The organism is Streptomyces yatensis (genome assembly GCF_018069625.1).
Taxonomy (GTDB): domain Bacteria; phylum Actinomycetota; class Actinomycetes; order Streptomycetales; family Streptomycetaceae; genus Streptomyces; species Streptomyces yatensis.
The window spans coordinates 4,727,711-4,750,807 of the sequence record NZ_CP072941.1 but is presented as its reverse complement, the minus strand read 5'-3'; the positions used below and the strand labels follow the sequence as shown (position 1 = coordinate 4,750,807).

Annotated in this window: 19 protein-coding genes; 9 read left to right on the top strand and 10 right to left on the bottom strand. The window is 71.2% G+C overall.

Going from position 1 to position 23,097, the window contains the following annotated elements; translation table 11 throughout:
- Positions 1-64: 64 nt before the first annotated feature.
- The 3 genes from J8403_RS19695 to J8403_RS19685 all read right to left on the bottom strand — a co-directional run bounded on the left by J8403_RS19695 (position 65) and on the right by J8403_RS19685 (position 2,750).
- On the bottom strand, positions 65-874 hold the full coding sequence (locus J8403_RS19695; protein WP_093463689.1) for an ECF subfamily RNA polymerase sigma factor, BldN family: 810 nt from the start codon (positions 872-874) through the stop codon (positions 65-67).
- A gap of 554 nt (positions 875-1,428) precedes the next feature.
- Complete coding sequence (locus J8403_RS19690) at positions 1,429-2,352, bottom strand: HAD family hydrolase (RefSeq protein WP_059145103.1); 924 nt, start codon at positions 2,350-2,352, stop codon at positions 1,429-1,431.
- A gap of 119 nt (positions 2,353-2,471) precedes the next feature.
- Positions 2,472-2,750, bottom strand: coding sequence for a glutaredoxin family protein (locus J8403_RS19685; RefSeq protein WP_211124328.1), 279 nt, complete (start codon positions 2,748-2,750; stop codon positions 2,472-2,474).
- Positions 2,751-3,102: 352 nt separating this feature from the next.
- Here J8403_RS19685 and J8403_RS19680 point away from each other — a divergent pair, with 352 nt between their 5' ends.
- Genes J8403_RS19680 through hemB form a run of 5 tightly spaced genes read left to right on the top strand, consistent with a single transcriptional unit; the run spans position 3,103 to position 9,017 of the window.
- Entirely contained in the window at positions 3,103-3,903 is an 801-nt protein-coding gene (locus J8403_RS19680) for a redox-sensing transcriptional repressor Rex (protein WP_211124327.1), read from the top strand.
- Positions 3,900-5,369 carry a glutamyl-tRNA reductase gene (locus tag J8403_RS19675; RefSeq protein ID WP_211124326.1) on the top strand — a complete coding sequence of 490 codons (1,470 nt, stop codon included), beginning with the start codon at positions 3,900-3,902 and terminating at the stop codon, positions 5,367-5,369. The genes J8403_RS19680 and J8403_RS19675 overlap by 4 nt, the downstream gene beginning before the upstream one ends.
- On the top strand, positions 5,366-6,355 hold the full coding sequence (gene hemC, locus J8403_RS19670) for a hydroxymethylbilane synthase (RefSeq protein WP_211124325.1): 990 nt from the start codon (positions 5,366-5,368) through the stop codon (positions 6,353-6,355). Before J8403_RS19675 ends, hemC begins: the two co-directional genes overlap by 4 nt.
- A complete protein-coding gene (locus J8403_RS19665; protein ID WP_211124324.1) occupies positions 6,352-8,016 on the top strand; it encodes a bifunctional uroporphyrinogen-III C-methyltransferase/uroporphyrinogen-III synthase in 1,665 nt (554 codons plus the stop codon). Before hemC ends, J8403_RS19665 begins: the two co-directional genes overlap by 4 nt.
- The gene (hemB, locus tag J8403_RS19660) at positions 8,013-9,017 is read left to right on the top strand and encodes a porphobilinogen synthase (RefSeq protein WP_211124323.1); all 1,005 of its coding nucleotides are present in this window, start codon (positions 8,013-8,015) and stop codon (positions 9,015-9,017) included. Before J8403_RS19665 ends, hemB begins: the two co-directional genes overlap by 4 nt.
- Before the next feature lie 95 nt (positions 9,018-9,112).
- Here hemB and J8403_RS19655 read toward each other — a convergent pair whose 3' ends face one another.
- A complete protein-coding gene (locus J8403_RS19655; RefSeq protein ID WP_211128335.1) occupies positions 9,113-9,733 on the bottom strand; it encodes a nucleoside/nucleotide kinase family protein in 621 nt (206 codons plus the stop codon).
- Positions 9,734-9,961: 228 nt separating this feature from the next.
- Here J8403_RS19655 and J8403_RS19650 point away from each other — a divergent pair, with 228 nt between their 5' ends.
- Entirely contained in the window at positions 9,962-10,843 is an 882-nt protein-coding gene (locus tag J8403_RS19650; protein WP_211124322.1) for a D-alanyl-D-alanine carboxypeptidase family protein, read from the top strand.
- Positions 10,844-10,913: 70 nt separating this feature from the next.
- On the opposite strand, the gene J8403_RS19645 is transcribed toward J8403_RS19650, so the two are convergent.
- Positions 10,914-11,510 carry an AMIN-like domain-containing (lipo)protein gene (locus J8403_RS19645; RefSeq protein WP_211128334.1) on the bottom strand — a complete coding sequence of 199 codons (597 nt, stop codon included), beginning with the start codon at positions 11,508-11,510 and terminating at the stop codon, positions 10,914-10,916.
- A gap of 207 nt (positions 11,511-11,717) precedes the next feature.
- Here J8403_RS19645 and J8403_RS19640 point away from each other — a divergent pair, with 207 nt between their 5' ends.
- Entirely contained in the window at positions 11,718-13,214 is a 1,497-nt protein-coding gene (locus J8403_RS19640; protein ID WP_211124321.1) for an alpha/beta hydrolase, read from the top strand.
- Positions 13,215-13,285: 71 nt separating this feature from the next.
- On the opposite strand, the gene argS is transcribed toward J8403_RS19640, so the two are convergent.
- Positions 13,286-15,073 carry an arginine--tRNA ligase gene (gene argS / locus J8403_RS19635; protein ID WP_211124320.1) on the bottom strand — a complete coding sequence of 596 codons (1,788 nt, stop codon included), beginning with the start codon at positions 15,071-15,073 and terminating at the stop codon, positions 13,286-13,288.
- Between the two features lie 156 nt (positions 15,074-15,229).
- Between argS and lysS the strand changes: the two genes are divergently transcribed.
- Positions 15,230-16,981: a lysine--tRNA ligase gene (gene lysS / locus J8403_RS19630; RefSeq protein WP_211124319.1), complete on the top strand. Its 1,752-nt coding sequence runs from the start codon at positions 15,230-15,232 to the stop codon at positions 16,979-16,981.
- A 60-nt stretch (positions 16,982-17,041) separates the two neighbouring features.
- Here the strand turns inward: lysS and J8403_RS19625 are convergent, their stop codons facing one another.
- From J8403_RS19625 to J8403_RS19615, 3 genes are all read right to left on the bottom strand, one after another.
- A complete protein-coding gene (locus J8403_RS19625; protein ID WP_211124318.1) occupies positions 17,042-18,508 on the bottom strand; it encodes a DUF2637 domain-containing protein in 1,467 nt (488 codons plus the stop codon).
- A gap of 88 nt (positions 18,509-18,596) precedes the next feature.
- The gene (locus tag J8403_RS19620; RefSeq protein ID WP_211124317.1) at positions 18,597-19,298 is read right to left on the bottom strand and encodes a hypothetical protein; all 702 of its coding nucleotides are present in this window, start codon (positions 19,296-19,298) and stop codon (positions 18,597-18,599) included.
- Between the two features lie 135 nt (positions 19,299-19,433).
- Positions 19,434-20,357 (bottom strand): DUF3558 domain-containing protein, encoded by a 924-nt coding sequence (locus tag J8403_RS19615; protein WP_246585904.1) that lies wholly within the window; start codon positions 20,355-20,357, stop codon positions 19,434-19,436.
- 163 nt (positions 20,358-20,520) lie between these two features.
- Here J8403_RS19615 and J8403_RS19610 point away from each other — a divergent pair, with 163 nt between their 5' ends.
- Positions 20,521-21,714, top strand: a complete 1,194-nt coding sequence (locus J8403_RS19610) for an RtcB family protein (protein ID WP_211124316.1) — start codon at positions 20,521-20,523, stop codon at positions 21,712-21,714.
- 90 nt (positions 21,715-21,804) lie between these two features.
- Here J8403_RS19610 and J8403_RS19605 read toward each other — a convergent pair whose 3' ends face one another.
- Positions 21,805-23,043 (bottom strand): cytochrome P450, encoded by a 1,239-nt coding sequence (locus J8403_RS19605; protein WP_211124315.1) that lies wholly within the window; start codon positions 23,041-23,043, stop codon positions 21,805-21,807.
- Between the last annotated feature and the right edge of the window lie 54 nt (positions 23,044-23,097).

Genomic DNA, 23,097 nt, shown 5'->3' with positions numbered 1-23,097 from the left:
GCGCAGCGCCCGGGTTACGCCCTGCCCAAAGGCGGACGGTCCGTGGCCGGACGGCTACGGGTGGTCAGCGGGCGTCGTCCGGAAGAAGCCGGGCCAGGGTGCGCACGGCCCGGTACTGAAGGGTTTTGATCGCGCCCTCGTTCTTCCCCATGACCCGGGCGGTCTCGGCGACCGAGAGGCCCTGGAGGAAGCGGAGCGTCACGCACTCCTGCTGCTGCGGGTTGAGTTTTCGCACCGCCTGCAGCAGGGCCGCGTTGGACAGCGATTCGAGGACGGAGTCCTCGGGGCTGCGCTCGACCTCGTTGGCGTCGAGCATCTCGCCGGTGGTGACCTCCAGCCGGAAGCGGCTGGACTTGAAGTGGTCGGCGACGAGGTTGCGCGCGATGGTCACCAGCCAGGCGCCGAAGTCGCGGCCCTGCCAGGTGAAGGTGCCGATGCGGCGCAGGGCGCGCAGGAACGTCTCGCTGGTGAGGTCCTCGGCCGTGGCCTTGCCGCCCACGCGGTAGTAGATGTAGCGGTAGACCGTGTCGGCGTACTGGTCGTAGAGCCTGCCGAACGCCTCGGCCTCTCCGGACTGGGCGCGCTCGACGAGGTCCATCATGCGGCGGCTGTCGCTGTCGGCGCCGGGGCGCCGGGCGGTGGGGGTGGTGGAGCCGCGGGAGCGTCTGCTGACCGCGGCGCCGCCGTCCGCCAGTGCGTAGCACGGACCGGCCTGGCCGGGGCGATTGACCGTGCCGACGGCTGGGCTGACGGGCAGGGGGGTGGCGAGGGCGGGGACGGCATACGCGGTGGGGACGAAGCCGCGCAGACAGTCAAGGACCGTTGCGCGCAGCGTAGCCAGGCCCGAGGCGTCAACCCCGACGTGTGGGTACACGAGACTCCCAGAGGCAGAGCTTCCATCACGAGCAGTACGGGACCGTCACCCGCCGTAGGGACGTGTGGGTACCGGTTTGCGTCTAAGGAGAATAACGCTTCGTACAGGCGGCACTACACCCAGTTGTTCAAATCATCGTTTCCGTTCGCTCTGTTATGGATTGATGACCCATCAAGTATCGAACGTGTAGCGCTAATTGATCGGAATCGTTCGTGGGTTGTGCGATTGCGTGGCGTGTTGTGACAAAGCGGCGGTAAGGGGACTGGCGGGAGCGCTGTGGGGTAAGACGCGCGGAATGACCGAAACTGGGCGGGCGCGTTCGGTTGGTGACGCTGCGTATCGAGGGGCGCATCGTCACGGAGCGCGATCGGCGGTCAGCCTTGACCGTCCTCGGTCACGGTCGTGCGCGAGCGGTCAGCGGGGCCCGAGGGAGGCGCGCCGGAAGGGGCTCAGCGGGAGGTCAGGGGGGTGGAGTGAGCTCCTGGCCGCCCGCGGTCGGCGACGCCGGTGGTCTCAGTCGTGCGTGCGGTCCGTGCTCCCCGTCGTGCCTGCCGTCAGCGGCGTCGGCGGTGCAGGGCCACGGCGGCCGCCGTGCCGCCCGCCACCGCGCCCACCCCGGCCGCCGCCGGAATGCCGATCTTGGCCGCCTTGCGGCCGGTGCGGTAGTCGCGCAGCCGCCAGCTGTGCTCACGGGCGTGCTTGCGCAGCCGGGTGTCCGGGTTCACCGCGTACGGATGGCCCACGATCGACAGCATCGGGATGTCGTTCGCGGAGTCGCTGTAGGCCGCGCAGCGGGAGAGGTCCAGCCCCTCGGCCGTCGCCAGCGCCCGTACGGCCTCCGCCTTGGCCGGGCCGTGCAGCGGCTCGCCGACCAGCCGGCCGGTGTAGACGCCGCCCACCGACTCGGCCACCGTGCCCAGCGCCCCGGTCAGGCCGAGCCGCCGGGCGATGATCGTCGCGGTCTCGACCGGCGCGGCGGTCACCAGCCAGACCCGCTGCCCGGCGTCCAGATGCGCCTGGGCGAGGGCGCGGGTGCCGGGCCAGATGCGGTCGGCCATGTACTCGTCGTAGATCTCCTCGCCGATCGACATCAGCTCGGAGACCCGGTGGCCCTTGACGATGGACAGGGCGCTGCTGCGCACGTCCTCCATATGCGCCGGGTCCTCGACGCCGGCCACCCGGAACCAGGTCTGCTGCCACGCGAAGCGGGCGAGTTCGCGCTTGCGGAAGAAGTGCCGCTTGTAGAGGCCGCGGCCGAAGTGGAAGATCGCGGCGCCCTGCATGACCGTGTTGTCCAGGTCGAAGAAGGCGGCGGCCCGCTCGTCGCCGACGACGGGGAACTCCGGTTCGGCGGGGGGCTGCGGTGCGGGGGTCTCGGCCGACGACTTGCGCGCCGCCTCGGCCGATGCCTCTCCGGCGAGGACACTCCGCTCGGTGGCGGGTCGTCGACGTCGGGTGAACCATCCCAGTGCGGCCATGGAGCGAGCATAGCCAGCGCTCCGGCGCATCCCGTTACGCCCGGGTGTCGGGCCGATTCAGGTTACGCGAAAGGGAGGCCGCGCAGGGGGCCGGAATCAGCCGCCTCGCGGGGGCGGGATCAGCCGCCGAGCGCGGCGCGCAGCCGCTGGGGATTCACCCGCCAGAAGTCATGCTGTTCGCCGTCGATGAGCACCACCGGGATCTGCTCCCAGTAGGCGCGGTACAGCTCCTCGTCCTGGGTGATGTCCTTCTTCTCCCAGGGAGTGCCCAGCGCGCCGCAGACCTCTTCGACCACGGCCTCGGCGTCCTCGCACAGATGGCAGTCGGGCTTGCCGATCAGCGTGACCGTGCGCTCGGAGGGCTTCTTCCGCGGGGTGCGGCGCAGCAACGGACTCATGCCCTTCATTCTGCCTGCCCGCGCCGGGCGGGCCCGCTTCCACGAGTTCGGAAGTGGGCTCTCGGTCGATTACGATCGTGGGCGTTTTGTTGCTGTCCGGGGGTAAAAAGGTGAGGAGTGAGGGCCTGTGCTCCGGTCGGCGGCCCAGCGGTACGAGCGTGCCTGCCGGGAACGGTGTGACGCAGGTGGTGGTTCCGCGGCTGGCGCGAAAAGGCGCGTGACACCGGTCACTTTGCTCGGACAAAGCGGACACCATCTTTGTGCACGCGTTCACAAAGACATAGCCTGCTGTCGATGGGGCGGTCATGAAACACCCGGCCGCCCACAGCCTCGCTCTACCCGCAGGAGCACCGTGGCAACTGGCCGAACTCACCGACCGGCGACCCGCAGCCGAGGGATCCCCGAGGCCACCGTCGCCCGGCTACCGCTGTATCTGCGTGCCCTGACCGCTCTCTCGGAGCGCTCGGTGCCCACGGTGTCCTCGGAGGAGCTGGCCACCGCGGCCGGCGTCAATTCGGCCAAGCTGCGCAAGGACTTCTCCTATCTCGGTTCGTACGGCACCCGCGGTGTCGGCTATGACGTCGAGTACCTCGTCTACCAGATCTCGCGGGAGCTCGGGCTCACCCAGGACTGGCCGGTTGTGATCGTCGGTATCGGTAATCTCGGCGCCGCGCTCGCCAACTACGGCGGCTTCGCCTCCCGTGGCTTCCGGGTCGCCGCGCTGATCGACGCCGACCCCACCATGGCCGGGAAGCCGGTCGCGGGCATCCCGGTGCAGCACACCGACGAGCTCGAGAAGATCATCACGGACAACGGCGTCTCGATCGGCGTCATCGCCACCCCGGCGGGCGCGGCCCAGCAGGTCTGCGACCGGCTCGTCGCCGCCGGGATCACCTCGATCCTCAACTTCGCGCCCACCGTGCTGACCGTTCCGGACGGGGTGGACGTGCGCAAGGTCGATCTCTCCATCGAGCTGCAGATCCTCGCCTTCCACGAGCAGCGCAAGGCGGGTGAGGAGGTCACCGCCCCCGAGGAGGCCGCGGGAGCCGTTCCACCGCCGCCCGTGCCGCATCGCGCGCCCTCCGGCGGCCCCGGCGCCGACAGCGGTCGGCAAGGACCTGACGGGGACGTGCCCGCCGTGATGCCGGCATGAGTCTCCTCGTCGTCGGACTGAGCCACCGCAGCGCGCCCGTGAGCGTGCTGGAGCGCGCCGCCCTGGTGGGGGACGAGCAGGCGAAGCTGGTGCAGGACACCCTCGCCGCCGAGCCCGCCACCGAGGCCGCGGTGCTGGCCACCTGCAACCGCATCGAGCTCTACGCCGACGTGGACAAGTTCCACGCCGGGGTCGCCGAGCTGTCCACGCTGCTCGCCCAGCACACCGGCGTCGGACTGGACGAGCTCACCCCGTATCTCTACGTCCACTACGAGGACCGGGCCGTCCACCACCTCTTCTCGGTGGCCTGCGGGCTGGACTCGATGGTCGTCGGCGAGGGCCAGATCCTCGGCCAGATCAAGGACGCGCTCGCGCTGGGGCAGGAGCTGCACACCGCCGGACGGCTGCTGAACGATCTCTTCCAGCAGGCGCTGCGGGTCGGCAAGCGGGCCCACAGCGAGACCGGTATCGACCGGGCGGGCCAGTCGCTGGTCACCTTCGGTCTGGAGCAGCTGGCCCAGGGCGCGCCGGTGGCGGAGTGGGCCCGGGGCAAGCGGGCCCTGGTGATCGGCGCCGGTTCGATGTCCTCGCTGGCCGCGGCGACGCTCGCGCGCGCCGGTGTGACAGAACTGGTGATCGCCAACAGGACGTTGGAGCGGGCGCTGCGCCTGGCCGAGTCCCTGGTCCAGCAGCACGCGGCCACCCCGGCCGCGATCCTGGCCGAGGGTGATGAAACGTTGCGCGAGCCGCTGGTGGCCCGCGCCGTGCCGCGGGACCGGGTCTCCGCCGAGCTGCCGCACGCCGACATCGTCGTCTCCTGTACGGGCGCGACCGGGCTGGTGCTGACCGCCGCGGAGCTGCGCACCGCGCTCGCCCAGCGCGCGGCCTGCCCGCCCGGGGTCCACCGCGCGGGGACGGACGTCTCGCTGCTCGACCTGGCGATGCCGCGCGACATCGACGCGGCGGCGCACCGGATCGAGGGGCTGCACCTGGTCGACATCGAGTCCCTCGCCGAGGCGGCCGCCGAGCCGTCCGGGGCGCCGGGCTCGTCCGCCGGGGCGATGGCCGCCGACGTGGACAAGGTGCGGACCATCGTCTCCGCCGAGGTGGCCGCCTTCGGCGCTGCCCAGCGCGCCGCGCACATCACCCCGACGGTGGTCGCGCTGCGTACCATGGCGGCGGACGTCGTCGCGAGTGAGATCGCCCGGCTCGACGGGCGCCTTCCGGATCTGGACGACAAGCAGCGGTCCGAGATCACGCAGACCGTGCGCAGGGTCGTCGACAAGCTGCTGCACGCGCCCACCGTGCGGGTCAAGCAGCTGGCGAGCACTCCGGGTGGTGCCGGTTACGCGGACGCGCTGCGCGAGCTCTTCGACCTCGATCCGCAGGCGGTCGCCGCCGTCAGCCGTGCCGACGGCTCGGCCCGCGCGGCCGAACCGAACGACCCGAAGGGAGGCCGGCCATGAACGCCACCCCCTCACCCGCCGCCTCCGGCGGCACCCCGCCGCTGCGTCTGGGCACCCGCCGCAGCGCGCTCGCCATGGCCCAGTCCGGCCTGGTCGCGGACCTGGTGCGGGAGGTCACCGGGCGCCCCGTGGAACTGGTCGAGATCACCACGTACGGCGACACCTCGCGGGAGCACCTCGCGCAGATCGGCGGCACCGGCGTGTTCGTCTCGGCGCTGCGCGAGGCGCTGCTGAGCGGTGAGCTCGACCTGGCCGTGCACTCGCTGAAGGACCTTCCCACCGCGGAGCCCGACGGGCTGCGGCTGGCCGCGATACCGCGCCGCGAGGACCCGCGCGACGCGCTGATCGCCCGGGACGGGCTCACCTTCGCCGAGCTTCCCCCGGGGTCCCGGATAGGCACCGGATCCCCGCGGCGCGCGGCCCAGCTCAACGCGTGGGCCCGCTCCTTCGGCCTCGACATCGAGACCGTGCCGATACGCGGCAACGTCGACACCCGCATCGGCTACGTCCGGTCCGGACGGCTGGACGCCGTGGTGCTCGCCGCCGCCGGCCTGATCCGTCTGGGGCGGATCGGCGAGGCGACCGAGCTGCTCGATGTCGGCCATGTTTTGCCCGCCCCCGGCCAGGGGGCCCTGGCAGTGGAGTGTGCCGCGTCCAGCGTGGCGCTCACTGCCCGGCTCGCCGAGATCGACGACCCGTACACGCGGGTCGCCGTGACCGCCGAGCGATCCCTGCTCGCCGCCCTGGAGGCCGGCTGCAGCGCACCCGTGGGGGCGCTGGCCGACCTGCTGGCCGACGGTCAGGTTGTCACCGAAATGCGCCTGCGCGGCGTCGTCGGCTCTCTCGACGGCACGACGCTGGTGCAGCTGTCCACCACCGGTCCCGTACCCGCGTCGCCCAGTGAGGCCGGGGACCTCGGTCGCGAACTCGCCGCCGAGATGCTCGCCAAGGGTGCGGCCGGTCTTATGGGGGAGCGAGCACTTTGAACCCCACCGTCCCGAATCACCCCGGCTGCGGACACGTCACCTTCCTCGGTGCGGGCCCCGGAGATCCGGGCCTGCTGACCTTGCGCGCCGTGGAGGCTCTGGCCACCGCGGACGTACTGATCGCCGACCCGCAAGTGCTCGACGTGGTGCGGAGGCACGTCAGGCCGGGCGTGGCCGCGGACGCTCAGGGCGCGCCGCGGCAGGCGGACGCTGATGGGTCGTCAGCCACCGCCGCCGTCCCGGTACTCCGGGACACCGCCAATCTTGTCATGACGGCCGCGCGCGGCGGCAAGCGGGTCGTCCGCGCGGTCGCGGGCGACCCCGGCCTCGACGGATACGCCGCCGACGAGATGCTCGCCTGCGCCGCCGAGGGCATCCTCTTCGAGGTGGTGCCGGGTGTGGCCGCCGCGGTGGGTGTGCCCGCCTATGCGGGGGTGCCGCTGCGGGACGCCCACAGCGCGGATGTGCGCTTCGTGGACGCCCTGGCCGCCGATGAGCGCTGCTGGAGCGAGGTCGGCTCGTCCGACGCGACCGCCGTGGTCTCCGCGACCCTGGAGACGGTGGCCGCCGCCGCGGGTGAGCTGGTGGCCGCGGGCCGCAAGCCGGACACCCCGCTCACCGTCACCGTGGGCGGCACCACCACCCGCCAGCGGACCTGGACCGCGACGCTGGGGACCATCGCCCAGGTGCTGAAGGCGGCCAAGGTGCTGCCGTCGCCGCAGGGCGCACAGCCGGTGATAGCCGTGGTCGGCGAGCAGAGCGCGGCCGGCCGCCGCGATCAGCTCTCCTGGTTCGAGTCCAAGCCGCTGTTCGGCTGGAAGGTCCTGGTGCCGCGCACCAAGGAGCAGGCCGCCTCGCTCTCGGACCAGCTGCGCGGCTACGGCGCGGTGCCCAGCGAGGTGCCGACGATCGCCGTGGAGCCGCCGCGCACCCCGCAGCAGATGGAGCGCGCGGTCAAGGGCCTGGTCACCGGGCGCTATGAGTGGATCGCCTTCACCTCGGTCAACGCGGTCAAGGCGGTGCGGGAGAAGTTCGAGGAGTACGGGCTCGACGCCCGCGCGTTCGCCGGGATCAAGGTCGCGGCGGTGGGTGAGCAGACCGCGAAGTCGCTGATCGACTTCGGGGTGAAGCCGGATCTGGTGCCCAGCGGTGAGCAGTCCGCGGCCGGGCTGCTGGAGGACTGGCCGCCCTACGACCCGGTCTTCGACCCGATCGACCGCGTCTTCCTGCCGCGGGCCGACATCGCCACCGAGACCCTGGTCGCCGGGCTGATCGAGCTGGGCTGGGAGGTCGACGACGTGACCGCGTACCGCACCGTGCGCGCCTCGCCGCCGCCGGCCGAGACCCGTGAGGCCATCAAGGGCGGCGGGTTCGACGCGGTGCTCTTCACCTCGTCGTCCACCGTGCGGAACCTCGTCGGCATCGCGGGCAAGCCGCACAATGTCACTGTCATCGCCTGTATCGGCCCGGCCACCGCGAAGACCGCGGAGGAGCACGGGCTGCGGGTGGACGTGCTGTCGCCCGAGCCCTCGGTGCTCAAGCTCGCCGAGGCGCTCGCGGACTTCGGGGCGGCGCGGCGGCAGGCCGCGGTCGAGGCCGGGGAGCCGGTCACCCGCCCGAGCGAGCGACGGCCGGGATCGCGGAGGAGGGCACGCTCTTGAGCACCACGTACGGCAGTTTCCCCGGTGCGCGGCCGCGCCGGCTGCGGGTGAACCCGACCATGCGCCGCATGGTCGCGGAGACCCGGCTGCATCCGGCCGAGCTGATCCTGCCCGCGTTCGTCCGCGAGGACGTGACCGAGCCGGTGCCGCTGCAGACGATGCCGGGCGTGCTGCAGCACTCCCGGGACTCCCTGCGGAAGGCGGCGGCCGACGCGGTCGCCGCGGGCATCGGCGGGATCATGCTCTTCGGGGTGCCGGAGGAGTCCAAGAAGGACGCCGTCGGCACGCCCGGCACCGACCCGGACGGGATCCTCCAGGTGGCCATCCGCGATGTGCGCGCCGAGGTCGGCGACGACCTGGTGATCATGTCCGATCTCTGCCTGGACGAGCACACCGACCACGGCCACTGCGGGGTCCTGGACGCCGAGGGCCGGATCGACAACGACGCCACGCTGGAGCGGTACGCGGAGATGGCCCGCGTCCAGGCCGACGCGGGCGTCCACACGGTGGGCCCCAGCGGCATGATGGACGGGCAGGTCGGGGTGATCCGCGAGGCGCTGGACGGCGCCGGGCATAGGGACGTCTCGATCCTCGCCTACACCGCGAAGTACGCCTCCGCCTTCTACGGTCCGTTCCGCGAGGCGGTGGGCTCCTCGCTGAAGGGCGACCGCAAGACGTACCAGCAGGACCCGGCCAACGCCCGCGAGGCGATGCGCGAGCTGGAGCTGGACCTGGCCGAGGGCGCGGACATGGTCATGGTGAAGCCGGCCCTGCCGTATCTGGACATCCTGCGGCAGATCGCCGACGCCGTGGACGTGCCGGTGGCCGCGTACCAGATCTCCGGCGAGTACGCGATGGTCGAGGCGGCGGCGGCCAACGGCTGGATCGACCGCGACCGCGCGATCATGGAGACGCTGACGTCGGTACGGCGCGCGGGCGCCGGGATGATCCTCACGTACTGGGCGGTCGAGGTCGCCCAGCGGCTGAACCGCGGGGAGTGAGCCTCCACCGCGAGGAACGACCACGAGGCCGGGGGCGCGGAGCCCCCGGCCTTCGCGTCGCCGGCCCGCCCCTGGTCGTGTCGCCCATACGGCGATCACCGGCCGCTGACCACGAAGTCGGCGGCCGCCCGCCCGGGGGCGACCAGCCGGGCGTTGGCCTCGTCGGAGGTGAGGACGAAGCGCTCGGCCGCCTCGCGCGGCTTGCCGAACCGCTCATGGCGGTCGATCAGCCGGCGCACCCGCTCCTCGGTGTCCAGGTCGACCCACCAGGTCTCGTCCAGCAGCTCGCGGACCGGGAGCCAGGGCGCCTCGTCCAGCAGCAGATAGTTCCCCTCGGTGATCACCAGCGGGATCTCCGGCTCCACCGGGATGGTGCCCGCGACGGGCTGTTCCAGCTCGCGGTCGAACCCCGGCGCGTAGACGACCTCCTCGGCGCGCGGCGCCCGCAGCCGCCGCAGCAGCGCGGTGTAGCCGTACGGGTCGAAGGTCTCCGGCGCGCCCTTGCGGCCGATCAGGCCGAGCCGGCGCAGCTCGGCGTCGGCGAGGTGGAAGCCGTCCATCGGCACCAGGACGGCCCGGTCGGCGCCGAGGGCGTCGACCAGGTACTCGGCGAGGGTGGTCTTGCCGGCCCCGGGCGGTCCGGCGATGCCGAGGAGGCGGCGGCCGCCCGCGTCGGCCAGGCGCTGGACGCGGTCGAGGAGGTGCTGGGAGGTCATGGCGGCGCTTTCGGTGGCTTCGGGAATCGGCACGGTCCACTATCCGGCCTGCGGCCCGCCCCCGCGGCTGGCGGTGCGGGGGCGGGCAGGCGGGCAGCCGGGGGAATTTCCAGAAATCTCGGCAGAGGGGCACATCCCTCGGCCCCTTTCACGCGTCACATGAGAGAGCGGCCCTGCGATGCGGCCGCAGGCATGGGGCATTGGGAGATATTCACGTTGAAAACCGGCATGAAGGGTCTACGTCGCGTATCCGCGGTCGCGATCACCGCTGGAGCCGTGCTGTCGGCGGGGGCGTTCACCGCCTCCGCGCAGGCCGCGACGACCGCTACTCCCACGATCGCCGCCAAGGGCGGGTTCGTGATGAACAACGGCACGGGAAAGAGCCTGTTCACCAAGGCCGCGGACACCCGTCGGTCCACCGGCTCCACCACCAAGATCATGACTGCCCGGGTGGTGCTCGCACAGCCGAATCTCAACCTGGACGCCAAGGTCACGGTCCAGAAGGCGTACAGCGACTACATCGTCGACAACAACTGGGCCTCCTCGGCCCGGCTGATCGTCGGCGACAAGGTCACCGTCCGCCAGCTGCTGTACGGGCTGATGCTCCCGTCCGGCTGTGACGCGGCGTACGCGCTGGCGGACAAGTTCGGCACCGGTTCCACCCGGGCCGCGCGGGTGAAGTCGTTCATCGGCAAGATGAACACCACGGCCAAGTCCCTCGGGCTGACGAACACCCACTTCGACTCGTTCGACGGCATCGGGCGCGGCGCCAACTACTCGACGCCGCGCGATCTGACGAAGCTGGCCAGCAGCGCGATGAAGTACTCCACGTTCCGCACGGTCGTGAAGACGAAGTCGACCAAGCAGAAGGTGACCACGAAGAGCGGCGGCTACCGCTACATGTCGTGGACCAACACCAACAATCTGCTGGGCAGCTATTCGGGCACCATCGGCGTCAAGACCGGCTCGGGCCCGGAGGCCAAGTACTGCCTGGTCTTCGCGGCCACCCGGAACGGGAAGACGGTCATCGGCACCGTCCTCGCCTCCTCCTCGGTGGACAACCGCACGGCGGACGCGAAGAAGATCATGGACTACGGCTTCAAGCAGTAGGCCGGTCCGAGGTGAACAAGGGCCTGCCCCACGACCGTCCGGCCGTGGGGCAGGCCCTTCGCCGTCTTCCTCAGCGCACCGCGTTCCAGGAGTGCGCCACATCCACCACGACCCGCCCGTCCGTCTGGAAGACGCGGAACGGCAGCCGTGCGCGCACGCCCAGGCCGACCTGGGTCTCGCCCTCGAAGCTGGCGCCGAAGCGGGTGTCCCGGAAGGTCTGGTAGCCGGCGACGTTCACCCCCGGCAGCGGCTTGCGCGCCCGCCCCGGATACGACTCCCCGCCGGTCCCCGGGTCGTAGCTCGGCGCGGCCACATGGATGTCCAGGATGGCCCCGCCGCCGACCGGGATCTCCTCGCCCGAGCCCTCCTGGTACAGGGTGTCCACGTAGGACACGCGGTAGCCGACGCGATCGGCGGCCGTGGCGCCCTTCACATCGAACACCATGCGGTCGTAGCAGGCGTGCCGGCCGGTCCTGATGCTCCCCAGCGGTGTGTGACCCGCCGGCTGGGCCGTCTTCTCGCCGCTGCCCCAGCCGGTCTCACAGGCCGCCGCCTTCGCCGCCGCCTCGGCCGCGGCCGGAGTGACGGCCCCCGCCGCCCCCGCCGTCGCCGCCAGCGCGCCGCCCGCGAGCACCGTCGCCGCGAGCGCGGTCCCCCACCGTCGCATGGTCAAGCCCCCAATGGTCTGTTGATGACAGGTGATTCACGGGGTTGGACGGGCCGGGGTGGCGAGAGGTTGTCCCGGTCCGGGAAATGTGTCGCGAATGCTACGTGCGCGACGGTACGCCTGACGTTCCGTCGGGGGTTATCCCCCGGAAGGGTCGGCCGGTTGCCCGGATGGGAGACGGAAGCCGGTTCCACAAGGCTTGGGCACATGAGACCGACGACCGGCAGAACCGCCGCGCTGGCCCTCGCCACCGCCGCCGCCGCATCCCTCCTAGGCGTCGCGTCCGCGGACGCGACCCCGGGACCGCTGGCCGATCCGACCGCCACCGCGCTCAGCTGGGGGGCCTGCGAGGGCACCGGGCTCGACCCCCGGCAGGAATGCGCCACGCTCAAGGTGCCGCTGGACCACCGCGACCCCGGCGGCAAGCGGATCTCCCTCGCCGTATCCCGCATCCCCAGCGAGCGGCCGCAGGCCCGCCGGGGCACCCTGCTGCTGATCCCGGGCGGCCCCGGATCCACCGGGCTGGAGCGGCCCACCACGCTCGGCAAGCGGCTGCCGCGGTCGGTGCGGGACGCCTATGACCTCGTCAGCTTCGACCCGCGCGGCATGGGGCGGTCCACCCACACCGGATGCGGTCTGGACACCGCCGATCTGTCGCTGCTCGCCTCCCGCCCCTGGCCCGCCCCCGGCGGGGACATCACCCGGAACGTCACCACCGGCCGCCGCATCGCCGACACCTGCGCCCGCAACGGCGGTGAGCTGCTGCGCACCATCAGCACCGTCAACGAGGCCCGGGACATCGACAGCATCCGGCGGGCGCTCGGCGAGCGGAAGCTGTCCGCATGGGGCGTCTCCTACGGGACGTACGTGGGCTCCGTCTACGCGCAGATGTTCCCCGAGCACACCGACCGCTGGGTGCTGGACAGCAATGACGACCCGGATCCGGAGCGGGTGGAGCGCCGCTGGCTGGCCAACTACGCCGTCGGCGTCGAGGACACCTTCCCCGACTTCGCCGCCTGGGCCTCCGCCCCGAACAGCCCCGTCCGGCTCGCCGGGACCCCCGACGGGGTGCGCCGCCGCGTGCTGGACCTCGCCGCCCGGCTGGACGCGAAGCCGCTGCCGTGGCCCGGCGCCAACCCGCCCGAGCTGAACGGCAACGCACTGCGCCAGAGCATGCTGAACGCCCTCTACTCCCGGGACGACTTCGAGGACCTGGCCAAGCTGATCGTGGCCGCGGACGCCGGTAAGGCGCCCGGCGCGGCACCGGCCGACCCGCCCCAGGACGCCGCGGCCGTGTCCCTCGCCACCATCTGCAACGACGTGGAGTGGCCCACGTCCCTGCCGGACTACGCCCGGGATGTGGCCGCCAGCCGGAAGAGCCACCCGCTCACCGCGGGCATGCCGGTGAACGTCACGCCCTGCGCGTTCTGGCATGACGCGCCGCGGGACAAGCCGGTGCGGATCACCGACCAGGGACCGTCGAACGTGCTGCTGGTGCAGAACAAGCGCGATGTGGCCACCCCGTACGGCGGGGCGCTGAACCTGCGGCGCGCCTACGGCGACCGGGCGCGGATGGTCAGCGTGGACGCGATGGGGCATGGCGCGGCCTATGTGGGAGACAACGGCAGCGCCTGCGCGGACCGGAAGGTCACGGACTTCCTGCTGAAGGGGGAGCGGCCGGAGCGCGATGTGCTCTGCCGGTGAGGCACGCGCGGCTGAGGAACGCGAGGAGCCCCGCCCCTCGTACCGGGGCGGGGCTCCTCACACGCGGTGGCTCAGAGGCGCTCGGGGGTGCGGATGCCCAGCAGGGTCATGCCCTGCCGCAGCGTGCGCGCCGTGATGTCGCACAGGAAGAGGCGGTTCTCCACCTGGGACGGGCCGCCCTCGGCCTTCAGGACCGGGCACTGGTCGTAGAAGGTCGTGTAGAGCGAGGCCAGCTGGTAGAGATACCCGGCCAGCTTGTGCGGCTCGAACCCGGCGGCCACCTCGGCCAGCGTCTCCCCGAACTGGTCGAGGTGCAGCCCCAGCGCCCGCTCGGCCTTGGTCAGCGGCAGCTCGGGGTGGGCCAGCGGCCGCTGACCTTCCTCGGCGCGGCGCAGGATCGACTGGATCCGGGCGTACGCGTACTGCAGATAGACCGAGGTGTCTCCGTTGAGCGAGACCATCTGGTCGAGGTCGAACTTGTAGTCACGCGAGGCGGAGGTGGACAGATCCGCGTACTTCACCGCGCCGACGCCGACCTGGGCGCCGCGCTCGAGGATCTCCTCCTCGCTGAGACCGAGCTTCTCGCTCTTCTCCCGGACCACGGCGGCGGCCCGCTCGGTCGCCTCGTTCAGCAGGTCCTCCAGCCGCACCGTCTCGCCCGCGCGGGTCTTGAACGGCTTGCCGTCCTTGCCCAGGACGGTGCCGAAGGCGAGCTGGACGGCGTGCACCTGGTCATTGAGCCAGCCGATCCGGCGGGCGGTCTCGAAGACCATCTTGAAGTGCAGCGACTGCCGGGCGTCCACCACATACAGCAGGGTGTCGGCCTTCAGGTGCTGCACCCGGTCGCGGATCGCGGAGAGGTCGGTGGCCGCATAGCCGAAGCCGCCGTCGGACTTCTGGACGATCAGTGGCACCGGATTGCCCTCGGGGCCCTTGATGTCGTCGAAGAAGACGCACAGCGCACCCTGGGAGCGAACGGCGACGCCGGACTCCTCCAGCAGCCGGCAGGTCTCGGCCAGCATGTCGTTGTAACCCGACTCGCCGACCACATCGGGGTCGTGGATCTCGATGTCCAGCTTGTCGAAGACCGAGTAGAAGTAGATCTTCGACTCGTCCACGAACTTCCGCCACAGGGCGATGGTCTCCTCGTCGCCCGCCTGGAGATCCACCACCCGCCGCCGGGACCGCTCCTTGAACTCCGGGTCGGCGTCGAAGAGCGCCCGCGCGGCCTTGTACAGCCGGTTCAGATTGGACATGGCCTCCTCACCGGAGGAGGCGTCCTTGTGGTCCAGCTCATGCGGGTGCTCGATCAGATACTGGATGAGCATGCCGAACTGGGTGCCCCAGTCGCCGATGTGGTGGCGGCGGACCACCTTCTCGCCGGCGAACTCCAGGATCCGCACCACCGCGTCGCCGATCACCGCCGAGCGCAGATGGCCGACGTGCATCTCCTTGGCCACATTGGGCTGGGCGTAGTCGATCACGGTGGTGCCGGGCGCCTGCGCGAACGGCACGCCGAGGCGGTCGTCGGCGGCGCGGGCGGCGAGGGTCGCGGTGATCGCGGAGTCGGCGATCGTGATGTTGAGGAAGCCGGGGCCGGAGACCTCGATGTCGGCGATCACCGGATCGGGGTCGGCCGAGGTGGCGGCGACCGGAAGGTGGGCCACGACCTTGGCGGCCAGCTCACGGGGGTTTCCCTGGAGCTTCTTGGCCAGCGCCAGCATCCCGTTGGCCTGGAAATCGGCCCGGTCGCTTCGTCGCAGCAGCGGGTCCGCGGAGCCGGCCTCCGGCAGGGCAGCCGAGAGGGCGTCCGCGACGCGCTGATGGACGGTGGCGGCGAGGGAAGGGACCGATGCCATAGATGAGGTGCCATTCCGATAGTGGTGGTATGGGCAACCCAGTATTTCACGGCGGGTCCAACGATTTCCCCGGCCTGTGGATAACCCGGGCCCGCCCGGCAGGACCTGTGGGCAACGCCGGAGGGGTCCGTTCCGTCTGGGACAATGGGCGGTGCCATGACCGCTAGGAAGGAAGTGCCGACCGTGGCTCAGAGCACCGAGACCGACTGGGTCTCCCGATTCGCCGACGAGGTCATTGCCGAGGCGGAGCGCCGCGCCCCGGGCAAACCTGTCGTCTGCGCCTCGGGTCTCAGCCCGTCCGGCCCGATCCACCTCGGCAATCTGCGCGAGGTCATGACCCCGCACCTGGTCGCCGACGAGATCCGGCGCCGGGGATATGAATGCGTTCACATCCTCTCCTGGGACGACTACGACCGGTACCGCAAGGTCCCGGCCGGGATCGACCCGTCCTGGTCCGAGCACATCGGCAAGCCGCTCACCTCGGTCCCGGCCCCGCCCGGATCGCCGTATGCGAACTGGGCGGAGCACTTCAAGGCGCCGATGGCCGAGGCCCTGCGGGAGATGGGCATCGAGTTCCACCCCATCAGCCAGACCGAGATGTACACCTCGGGGGCCTACCGCGAGCAGATCCTGCACGCGATGCGCCATCGCCGGGAGATCGACGCCGTCCTGGACCGGTACCGCACCAAGGAGAAGGCCGGCGCCAAGAAGCCGGCCAAGCAGCAGCAGAAGCCGGTCGACGAGGCCGAGCTGGCCGCCGCCGAGGGGTCGGGCGCGGCCGCCGAGGACGACGGCAGCGCCGGCGGCGCGGGCTACTTCCCGTACAAGCCCTACTGCTCGGTCTGCGACCGCGATCTGACCACGGTGACCTCGTACGACGACGAGACCACCGAGCTGGCCTACACCTGCGCGTGCGGCCACGGCGAGACCGTCCTGCTCACCGAGCACAACCGGGGCAAGCTGGTCTGGAAGGTCGACTGGCCGATGCGCTGGGCCTATGAGGGCGTGGTCTTCGAGCCCTCCGGCGTCGACCACTCCTCGCCCGGCTCGTCCTATGTGGTCGGCGGCCAGATCGTCCGCGAGGTCTTCGGCGGGGAGCAGCCCATCGGCCCGATGTACGCGTTCGTGGGCATCAGCGGCATGGCCAAGATGTCCTCCTCCAAGGGCGGCGTGCCCACCCCGGCCGACGCCCTGGAGATCATGGAGGCGCCGCTGCTGCGCTGGCTGTACGCCCGCCGCCGGCCCAACCAGTCCTTCAAGATCGCCTTCGACCAGGAGATCCAGCGGACCTACGACGAGTGGGACGCGCTGGAGCGCAAGATCACCGAGGGCACGGCCCAGCCCGCCGACGTGGCCGCCTACGGCCGCGCGACCCGCACCTCCAAGGGCGAGCTGCCGAGCACCCCGCGCCCGCTGCCGTACCGCACGCTGGCCTCGGTGGTGGACATCACCACCGGCCATGACGAGCAGACGCTGCGCATCCTCAGCGACCTCGACCCGGACAACCCGGTCACGTCCCTGGAGGAGACCCGGCCCCGGCTCGACAAGGCCGAGCGCTGGATCACCACCCAGGTCCCGGCCGACCAGCGCACCCGGGTCCGGGACGAGCCGGACACCGAGCGGCTGGCCGTGCTGGGCGACACCGAGCGGGAGTCGCTGCGGCTGCTGCTCGACGGCCTGGACGACCACTGGTCGCTGGACGGTCTCACCACGCTGGTCTACGGAGTGCCCAAGATCCAGGCGGGGCTGTCGCCGGACGCCAAGCCGACGCCGGAGCTGAAGGTCGCCCAGCGGTCGTTCTTCGCGCTGCTCTACACCCTGCTGGTGGGGCGGGACACCGGCCCGAGGCTGCCCACGCTGCTGCTGGCGGTGGGGGCGGACCGGGTGCGCAAGCTGCTCGCGGCCTGATCCCTCCGCTCCCGGGCGCCGGGCGGGCGGCCTCACGGCTGCCGCCCGGCGCCTTCGGCTTTACGGAATGGCCTCCCGCTCCAGGCGGACCCGCTCCTTGAAGTCCTCGACATACGCGGCCAGCTCGCCGTTGCTGAGGTCGCTCACGCCGTACGCCTCGCGCAGCCGCTGCCCGAACTGGTACGCCGAGGGGTACCGGCTGTGGTCGGCGAGGAACTGGCGGAAGGTCGCGTAGTAGACCTCCTCGCGCGGGACGTCGTCCGGCAGCTGGTTCACCGGCTGCCCCGGCTGCTCCTCGTACGCGTACCGCTCGGGCTCGCGCTGCTCCGGTACGTACATCCCCTGGTGGCCGCCCACGCCCTCACCGCCGAGCGGTCGCACCCGGCCCCCGGGCCCGACCGGCACGGTCAGCTGGGGCTGCTGCGGCTGCTGCTGCTCGGGCTGCTGCTCGAACCGCGCCGCCTGGCCCGGGACCTGCTGGTACTGCGGCTGGGGGGCCTGCTCGTACTGCGGCTGCTGGGGCTGCTGCGGCTGCTGCTCGACCGGCGTGGGGTGGGTGGCGGCCGCCGGGTCGAACGGCACGGCGTTCCGGCCGTCGTGGCCCTGCCCGGCGGGCTGCTGGTAGACGGGCAGGGGCAGCGAGAGCGGCAGCTCCTGCGTCTGGGGCGGCTGAGGGTGCTGCTGCGGGGCGTCGGCGGCGCCGGTGCCGCCCGCACCCTCCAGGGCCCCCGGCGGGCCGTACGGGCCCGGCTGGGCCCCCGGGGAGGCACTCTTGGCCCCCGCCCCCTCCGCCGCGTCGCTCCGGCCCCGCGGAAGCGCCGTCGGCGACACCGCGGACGGCTCGAGACCGGCCGCCGCGAGCCCCGCCGGTGCGGTGTCCGACAGCGGCACCCCGTACCGCGCCAGCCGCAGCGGCATCAGCGACTCCACGGGCGCCTTACGGCGCCAGGCGCGCCCATAGCGGGCGCGCAGCCGGGCCTGGTAGACCAGCCGGTCCTGCTCCAGCCTGATGACCTCGTCGTAACTGCGCAGCTCCCACAGCTTCATCCGGCGCCACAGCCGGAAGGTGGGCACCGGCGCGAGCAGCCAGCGGGTGATGCGGACCGACTCCATGTGCCGGTCGGCGGTGATGTCGGCGATCCGGCCGACCGCGTGCCGGGCGGCCTCCACGGAGACCACGAAGAGGATCGGGATCACGGCGTGCATGCCGACGCCGACCGGGTCCGGCCAGGCGGCCGCGCCGTTGAAGGCGATGGTGGCCGCGGTCAGCAGCCAGGCCGTCTGGCGCAGCAGCGGGAAGGGGATCCGGATCCAGGTGAGCAGCAGATCCAGCGCGAGCAGGACCACGATCCCCGCGTCGATGCCGATCGGAAAGACGTTGGAGAAGGAGCCGAAGCCCTTGTCGAGGGCGAGATCGCGCACCGCGGAGTAGGAACCGGCGAAGCCGATCCCCGCGATCACCACCGCCCCGGTGACGACCACCCCGGCCAGTATTCGGTGCATCCGTGTCAGTTGCATCGCGGCCACCCGCGACCCCTCCCCGTCTTCAACAACAGCGGCCTCAGCGTCGCATACACGTCAAGGTCCGTGGGCGGGAAGGGGTCGTGTCGGGGGGTCAGGTGCCGCTCTGGGAGCCCTTCGCGATGGCGCCGACGGCCTCCTTGGCGGCGGACTTGGCGTCCTTGAGCAGCGCGGCCGCGTCCGGGGTCTTCTCCTTCTCATAGCCCGCGCCGTCGTACTGGACGGTGATGACGACATTGGCGGTGCGGGTCACCACCGTCTGGTTGCGGAACTCGTCGCCGTCCTTCTTCTCCTTGGAGCTGACCGAGGTCGCCTCGTCGCCGATGCCCGCGACCTTCTCGGTCTTGGGGTCGGTCACCTTGCCGGTGGCGGCCCGGCTCGCCTGCTGGGCGGCGTACTCCCCGGCGCGCCGGTCGCCGGAGCCGAGCCCCGGGTCGGAGTGGAACAGCTTGAGGGAGACGGTCAGCGAGCGGTACTTGAAGCCGTCGAGGCCGCTCCACAGGCAGCTGGCCGACGTGTTGGTATCGGCCGAGGGAAGGGCCTTGCCCTTCTTGTTCTGCGCCTTGGGGACGAGCTGGTCGACGGTCTTCCCGGAAAGGGCGGTGCACACGTCGGGCAGCTTGCTGAACTTCGCGGCCGCGACGGTGGGTGAAGCGCTGGGCGAGCCGGGTCTCGCCGAGCCACCGGCGTTCTTTTCGTCCTTGTCGTCCGAGCCGGAGGAGCAGCCGGCGACGAGCACCATCGGTACGGTCGCGCAGGCGAGTATTCGGGCGAGTCGCGGGGCTGAACGGTGCATGGGTCCTTCGCTCATTCTCTGTCGATGGGCGGACGTACCGCCCGCGTCATTAGTCGGCACGGTACGCGGCCGACGCGCGGGCGTCCCAATTTCGGAGGTCTGAGCGGGGGCCCCGCGGAGGGTGGCCGGAACCCGCTATTCGTTGAGGCGACCGGTCAGCTCATCGGCCAAGTCCTGGGCGTTCTCCTGCAGTCCCTGGCTGTTGGGAATGTGCTTCTTGTCGGTCGTCCACTGGTCGTACTCAATGGTGGCAATCACATTCGAGGACCGGAACACCAGCGTGATATCGCGGTGTATACCCGAGTCCTTGGTGATCAGCTCGTCGTTGAGGAAGGCGTCGTCACCGAGGTCGTCCAGCCGGCGCGGGGCGGTGTCGTCCGAGGCGGTGTCACTTTCGTCACTTTCACCGCTCGCCTCGCCCCCCGCGGAGGGGGTATCGGTGCCTTTGCCCGTCCCGTCGGAGTTGTCGGCCTCATTGCCCGTGCCGCCCTTACCGCTCGTGCCGGGCTCGTCGGAGCTGGTGCCGGGGGAGGCGGAGGAACCGCTGTCGCCACCCTCGCTCTGCGAGCCGGAGGAGGGGGTCGAGGAGGCGCTCGGAGCGTCCGGGATGTCGGCGGCGACGGCCTTCTCCTCGTAGGTCTCCTGCGCCCGGTCGTCATCGCTGACCGAGGGGTCGTACGAGACGACGCGCTGGAAGTCGATCGTGAGATAGCGCGTACCGCTCGCGGTCTCCACCTTCCAGCGGCAGCCGTCCCGCCGGTCTATGTCATACGTCACGGCGGCCTGGCCGTCGTACACCTTGTCGTCCTGCTCGGCGCCCGGCAGCAGGGTCTGCAGGGTCTTACGGCTGACCGCGCCGCATGCCTCGGGCAGGGTGCGGTAACGGCCGGGCTCGGCGGAGACATTCGTCCCGGAGTCGCCGGAGGCGCCGTCGTCCGGGCCGGAGGAGGAATCGGAGCCGGTGCATCCGCCGAGCCCCGCGGCGGCGAGCACGGTGATGAGCACGGCGACGGCCGGGGTGGCCCGCCGTCCGTACGCCCTTCGCTGCGCTGGCTGCACTGTCGGTGTCCCTTCGAGCGACGGAAAACTCCTTGCCGCCCGCGGGCGGTGGCTGGACACAATGTCTACCGCACGCACTGCCGTGCCTGCCGGTCGCCTGCCGCCTATGGGGCCTTGGTCCGGCTTTTGCGTTTTCTGTCTTTTACGGGGGAATGAGTACATCATGTCGTATGTCGAGGTGCCCGGCGCCCAGGTGCCGATCCGGATGTGGACCGACCCCTCGACGGTCGAGGGCGTGGCCATGCAGCAGCTCCGTAATGTCGCCACGCTGCCCTGGATCAAGGGCCTCGCCGTGATGCCGGATGTGCATTACGGGAAGGGTGCCACGGTCGGTTCGGTGATCGCGATGTCGGGCGCGGTGTGCCCGGCGGCCGTCGGCGTGGACATCGGCTGCGGGATGTCGGCGGTCAGGACATCGCTGACCGCCGACGACCTTCCGGGGGACCTCTCGCGGCTGCGGTCCCGGATCGAGCAGACGATCCCGGTGGGGCGCGGAATGCACGACGACCCGGTGGACCCGGGGCGGCTGCACGCGTTTCCGACGGCGGGGTGGGACGACTTCTGGAGCCGGTTCGGGGGAGTGGCCGAGGCGGTCAAGTTCCGTCAGGAGCGGGCCGTCAAGCAGATGGGTTCGCTCGGATCCGGTAACCACTTCATCGAGTTCTGTCTCGATGACGAGGGCTCGGTCTGGCTGATGCTGCACTCCGGCTCCCGCAACATCGGTAAGGAGCTCGCCGAGTACCACATCGGCGAGGCCCGCAAGCTCCCGCACAACCAGGATCTGGTCGACCGCGACCTGGCCGTCTTCATCGCGGACACCCCGCAGATGGCGGCGTACCGGCACGATCTCTTCTGGGCGCAGGAGTACGCGAAGTACAACCGCGCGATCATGATGGCGCTCTTCCAGGACGTGGTGCGCAAGGAGTTCAGGAAGGCCCGCCCGGTCTTCGAGCCGGTGATCAGTTGCCACCACAACTACGTCGCCGAGGAGCGCTACGAGCACATGGACCTTCTCGTGACCCGTAAGGGCGCCATCCGCGCCGGGAGCGGGGACTACGGGATCATCCCGGGCTCGATGGGCACCGGTTCGTACATCGTGCGCGGTCTGGGGAACGAGGCGTCGTTCAACTCGGCCTCGCACGGAGCGGGCCGCAAGATGAGCCGTAACGCGGCGAAGAAGCGTTTCTCGACCCGGGATCTGGAGGAGCAGACGCGGGGCGTGGAGTGCCGTAAGGACTCCGGCGTCGTGGACGAGATCCCCGGGGCGTACAAGCCGATCGAGAAGGTCATCGACCAGCAGCGGGATCTGGTCGAGGTGGTGGCGAGGCTCAAGCAGGTGGTGTGCGTGAAGGGCTGAGGTCCGGAACTCCGCGACCGCACATGATCAACGGCCCCCGGACCGGTGACGGTTCGGGGGCTCTGCCTTGTCCCTGGGCGATGCCCGGCGCTATCGGCTGAGGCCGTCGAAGGCGATGGGCAGATGCTGGGGGCCTCTGAGGGCGGCGTTGTGGCGGTAAGGGGGCGGGTCCTCGACCAGGCGGGGGTTGTCGAGCCGGCGGACGAGTTCGGCCAGCGCGGTCTGCGCCTCGAGGCGGGCCAGGGGCGAGCCGATGCAGTTGTGGATGCCGGAGCCGAAGCCGAAGTGCTGGTTGTCCGGGCGGTCGGGGATGAAGCGGTCGGGCTCGGGGAAGCGCTGGGGGTCCCGGTTCCCGGAGGCCGGGACGAGCCACAGGGAGGCGCCCTGGGGAATGGTGGTCCCGGCGATCTCGATGTCGTCGAGCGTGGTGCGCTCGGGCAGCAGCTGCACGGGCGGTTCGAACCGCAGCAGCTCTTCCACCAGCGGGATGACCAGGTCGGGGTCCGTACGCAGCTGCTTGAGGGTGTCGGGGTGGCGCAGCAGGGTGAGCATCCCGTTGGTGATGAGGTTGACGGTGGTCTCATGGCCCGCGATCAGCAGCAGCGTCAGATTGCTGAGCATCTCGGGCAGGGACATCGGGTTCTCGTCGGCTCCGCGGTCGGTGGCCAGGGCGGAGATCATGTCCTCCCGGGGTGCGCGGCGGCGCTGCTCGATCAGGCCCGAGAGGTAGCCGGCGAGCTGGTGGTGGGCCTCGCGGATGGACCGCCAGTGGGCCTCCTGCTCCTCGGGCGTGCCCACGGGCGGCTCGATGGCGGTGGCGACGGTGTCGGCCCAGCCGTGGAAGCGCTGCTCGTCCTCCTGCGGGACGCCGAGCAGACGGCAGATCACGGTGACGGGGAACGGGTAGGAGAAGTCGTCGACGAGGTCGATCTGCCCCCGCCCCTGGAAGCGGTCGATGAGGCCGGAGACGATGCCGGAGATCTCGCCGTGCAGGCCGTAGACGCGCCGGGGGGAGTGCGGCGGGCCGTACGTCCGCATGATCAGCCGGCGCAGCCGGTCGTGGTCGGGAGGGTCGAGCCTGATGAAGCTCGGCGGCAGGTCGGGGTCCTCGGTCCCGGGGCCGGTCTTCGCCTCGGGGGCGAGATTGCGGATGTCGGAGCTGACCCTGGGGTCGCGCAGCAGGCTGTGGATCTCCCAGTAGGTGCTGACCAGGTAGGGGCCGGATTCGTCCCGCACCACGGGGGTCCTGCGGAGTTCGGCATACAGCGGGTAGGGGTCGGCGCGGTTGGCGTGGTCGAGGATCTGGCCCAGGAGTGCGACCGACGTCATGGTGGTTTTCCTTCCGGGTGCCGATGGTGTCCGCGTCGGGTGGTGGGGCCCCTG

Excerpts from the sequence above, each read along its gene's own strand:
- J8403_RS19690 (WP_059145103.1), bottom strand. The coding sequence starts at position 2,352 with ATGGCCGCACTGGGATGGTTCACCCGACGTCGACGACCCGCCACCGAG.
- J8403_RS19685 (WP_211124328.1), bottom strand. The coding sequence starts at position 2,750 with ATGAGTCCGTTGCTGCGCCGCACCCCGCGGAAGAAGCCCTCCGAGCGC.
- J8403_RS19675 (WP_211124326.1), top strand. The coding sequence starts at position 3,900 with ATGAGTCTCCTCGTCGTCGGACTGAGCCACCGCAGCGCGCCCGTGAGC.
- hemC (WP_211124325.1), top strand. The coding sequence starts at position 5,366 with ATGAACGCCACCCCCTCACCCGCCGCCTCCGGCGGCACCCCGCCGCTG.
- J8403_RS19655 (WP_211128335.1), bottom strand. The coding sequence starts at position 9,733 with ATGACCTCCCAGCACCTCCTCGACCGCGTCCAGCGCCTGGCCGACGCG.
- J8403_RS19650 (WP_211124322.1), top strand. The coding sequence starts at position 9,962 with ATGAAGGGTCTACGTCGCGTATCCGCGGTCGCGATCACCGCTGGAGCC.
- J8403_RS19645 (WP_211128334.1), bottom strand. The coding sequence starts at position 11,510 with ATGCGACGGTGGGGGACCGCGCTCGCGGCGACGGTGCTCGCGGGCGGC.
- J8403_RS19640 (WP_211124321.1), top strand. The coding sequence starts at position 11,718 with ATGAGACCGACGACCGGCAGAACCGCCGCGCTGGCCCTCGCCACCGCC.
- argS (WP_211124320.1), bottom strand. The coding sequence starts at position 15,073 with ATGGCATCGGTCCCTTCCCTCGCCGCCACCGTCCATCAGCGCGTCGCG.
- lysS (WP_211124319.1), top strand. The coding sequence starts at position 15,230 with ATGACCGCTAGGAAGGAAGTGCCGACCGTGGCTCAGAGCACCGAGACC.
- J8403_RS19620 (WP_211124317.1), bottom strand. The coding sequence starts at position 19,298 with ATGCACCGTTCAGCCCCGCGACTCGCCCGAATACTCGCCTGCGCGACC.
- J8403_RS19610 (WP_211124316.1), top strand. The coding sequence starts at position 20,521 with ATGTCGTATGTCGAGGTGCCCGGCGCCCAGGTGCCGATCCGGATGTGG.
- J8403_RS19605 (WP_211124315.1), bottom strand. The coding sequence starts at position 23,043 with ATGACGTCGGTCGCACTCCTGGGCCAGATCCTCGACCACGCCAACCGC.